Genomic DNA, 2,467 nt, shown 5'->3' with positions numbered 1-2,467 from the left:
GCCAGGCATCAAACCAGTGAAGAAGCCCCGGACGAGAGTCCGGGGCTTTTTTACGCCCGTACTTCAGCAAATTTACCGCTAAAAACGCGAAAACTCCCCACTGTAAAACCGTGCAATCGGGTAAACTACGGCCAGATTAATCAGTAAAGGCCGTAACATGTCCAGCCCTCAGACTTCCCTGAAAGCGTTCAACACACTGGGTCTTGCAATCGCGGCTGAAAAGCTTGTTGTTGCGGATAGCGCAGAAGCCATTTCCTCTGCCTGGCACGCCAGCCAGCAAAATAATCAGCCGTTTATGGTGCTTGGCGAGGGCAGTAACGTCCTGTTCCTCGAAGATTTTGCCGGCTGCGTGGTGATCAACGCGATTAAAGGCATCACCCTGGAAGAGCACGACGAAGCCTGGCATCTGCACGTTGGTGCTGGCGAAAACTGGCATCAGTTGGTTGAGCACACTCTAAAGAGAGGCCTCACCGGGCTGGAAAATCTGGCGCTGATTCCAGGCGTGACGGGATCGGCACCCATCCAGAACATTGGCGCTTACGGTGTTGAATTTAAAGATATTTGCCAGTACGTCGAGGTGTTACACCTGCCGGATAGCACAGTCACGCGTCTGCACCGTGATGAGTGCCAGTTTGGCTATCGCGACAGCATCTTCAAACACGCGATGAAGCACGACTATGTGATTGTGGCCGTCGGTCTGCGTCTGGCCAAGCAGTGGAAACCGGTGCTGAGCTATGGCGATCTGGCGAAGCTCAATCCCGCTACCGTATGCGCGTGGGACGTATTCAATGCGGTGTGCCATATGCGGCAAAGTAAGCTGCCCGATCCGCGCATAACAGGCAATGTAGGCAGTTTCTTTAAAAACCCCCTGATTTCCACTCAGCAGGCAGAGGCATTGCTCACGCACTATCCTGCTATGCCGCACTATCCACAGCACAGTGGTGATGTCAAGCTGGCCGCGGGCTGGCTGATCGATCAGTGTGCGTTGAAAGGCTATCGTCTTGGCGGCGCTGCGGTGCATCGGCAGCAGGCACTGGTACTGATCAATGAAGACAATGCCACACCGCAGGATATTGTCGCCCTGGCCCATCATGTGCGTCAGGAGGTGGGGGAAAAATTTGCCGTGTGGCTGGAGCCAGAAGTACGTTTCATTGGCGCGCAGGGCGAGCGTAACGCCGTCGAGGTGATTTCATGAAAGATCATAGCGTTCCATTAAAACTGGTCGCCCTGCTGGCCGATGGCGAATTTCACTCTGGTGAACAGCTGGGTGAAGCGCTCGGTATGAGCCGCGCTGCCGTGAATAAACATATTCAGACGCTGAAAAGCTGGGGCCTCGATGTCTACACCGTGACAGGGAAAGGTTACAGCCTGCCAGCGCCGATTCAGTTGCTGAATGAAGAGGCGATACTGGCGCATCTGCATCAGGCGGATCTGGCGGTGATTCCGGTTATTGACTCAACGAATCAGTATTTACTCGATCGCATGGACCAGCTGAACTCCGGCTATGCGTGCATCGCGGAATATCAACAGGCCGGGCGCGGCCGGCGCGGACGGAAATGGTTCTCGCCGTTTGGCGCCAATCTCTACATGTCCATGTACTGGCGACTGGAGCAGGGGCCAGCTGCGGCAATGGGTCTGAGTCTGGTGATTGGTATCGTGATGGCAGAGGTTATCCAGTCGCTGGGCGCGGCAGACGTCCGCGTTAAGTGGCCAAATGACCTCTATCTGCAGGATCGTAAACTGGCGGGTATTCTGGTTGAGCTCACCGGTAAAACCGGCGATGCGGCGCAAATTGTGATGGGCGCGGGGATCAACCTGGTAATGCGGGGCGAAGGCACGGCGGAAATCAATCAGGGTTGGATCAATCTGCAGGAAGCGGGCATCAAGATCAATCGTAACGAACTCGCCGCCAGGCTGATAAACCGTCTGCGTGAAGCTTTACCGCTGTTTGAACGCGATGGGCTGGCGCCGTTTGTCGGCCGCTGGGAAGCGCTGGATAACTTTATCCATCGCCCGGTAAAACTGCTGATTGGCGATCGTGAAGTGCATGGCATTGCGCGCGGAATTGATAAGCAGGGCGGTTTATTGCTGGAACAGGATGGTGAGATTAAATCCTGGGTCGGTGGCGAGATCTCATTACGTCCCGCTAATTAACACAGTAAACAGTAATGCATTAAACGCCCTGATAAAGCAGGGCGTTTTTAATACTATTTTCGTAACCGTACACTTTGCACGGCATGATCCGCAGACTTGGTCATGATCAGGCTGGCCCGTTCACGCGTAGGTAAGATGTTTTCTTTTAAATTCAGCCAGTTGATCTCTTTCCATAACCCACGTGCAATACTCTCTGCTTCCTCTTCAGGCAGCTGAGAATAGTGGTGGAAATAAGAGTCCGGATCGCTGAAGGCACCTTCGCGGAATTTAAGAAAGCGATTAACGTACCAGCGCTCTAATAAATTTTCTGGCG

General features: G+C 53.8%; 2 protein-coding genes and 1 pseudogene. 2 read left to right on the top strand and 1 reads right to left on the bottom strand.

Annotation, left to right across the window (positions count from 1 at the left end; genetic code table 11):
* Positions 1-157 precede the first annotated feature (157 nt).
* Both murB and birA read left to right on the top strand, forming a co-directional pair.
* Complete coding sequence (gene murB, locus QMM04_RS22115) at positions 158-1,195, top strand: UDP-N-acetylmuramate dehydrogenase (RefSeq protein WP_215480782.1); 1,038 nt, start codon at positions 158-160, stop codon at positions 1,193-1,195.
* Positions 1,192-2,154 carry a bifunctional biotin--[acetyl-CoA-carboxylase] ligase/biotin operon repressor BirA gene (birA, locus tag QMM04_RS22110; protein ID WP_215480783.1) on the top strand — a complete coding sequence of 321 codons (963 nt, stop codon included), beginning with the start codon at positions 1,192-1,194 and terminating at the stop codon, positions 2,152-2,154. Before murB ends, birA begins: the two co-directional genes overlap by 4 nt.
* Positions 2,155-2,207: 53 nt before the next feature.
* Here birA and QMM04_RS22105 read toward each other — a convergent pair.
* A pseudogene (locus QMM04_RS22105) lies at positions 2,208-2,467 on the bottom strand (type I pantothenate kinase); the annotation flags it as partial.

It is taken from the genome of Pantoea sp. Pa-EAmG (assembly GCF_030024295.1).
Classification (GTDB): Bacteria; Pseudomonadota; Gammaproteobacteria; order Enterobacterales; family Enterobacteriaceae; genus Pantoea; species Pantoea dispersa.
This window is presented reverse-complemented; position numbering and strand designations above follow the sequence as displayed.

What these genes read in the sequence shown, in the direction of transcription:
- murB (WP_215480782.1), top strand. Translation starts at nt 158, where the DNA reads ATGTCCAGCCCTCAGACTTCCCTGAAAGCGTTCAACACACTGGGTCTT.
- birA (WP_215480783.1), top strand. Translation starts at nt 1,192, where the DNA reads ATGAAAGATCATAGCGTTCCATTAAAACTGGTCGCCCTGCTGGCCGAT.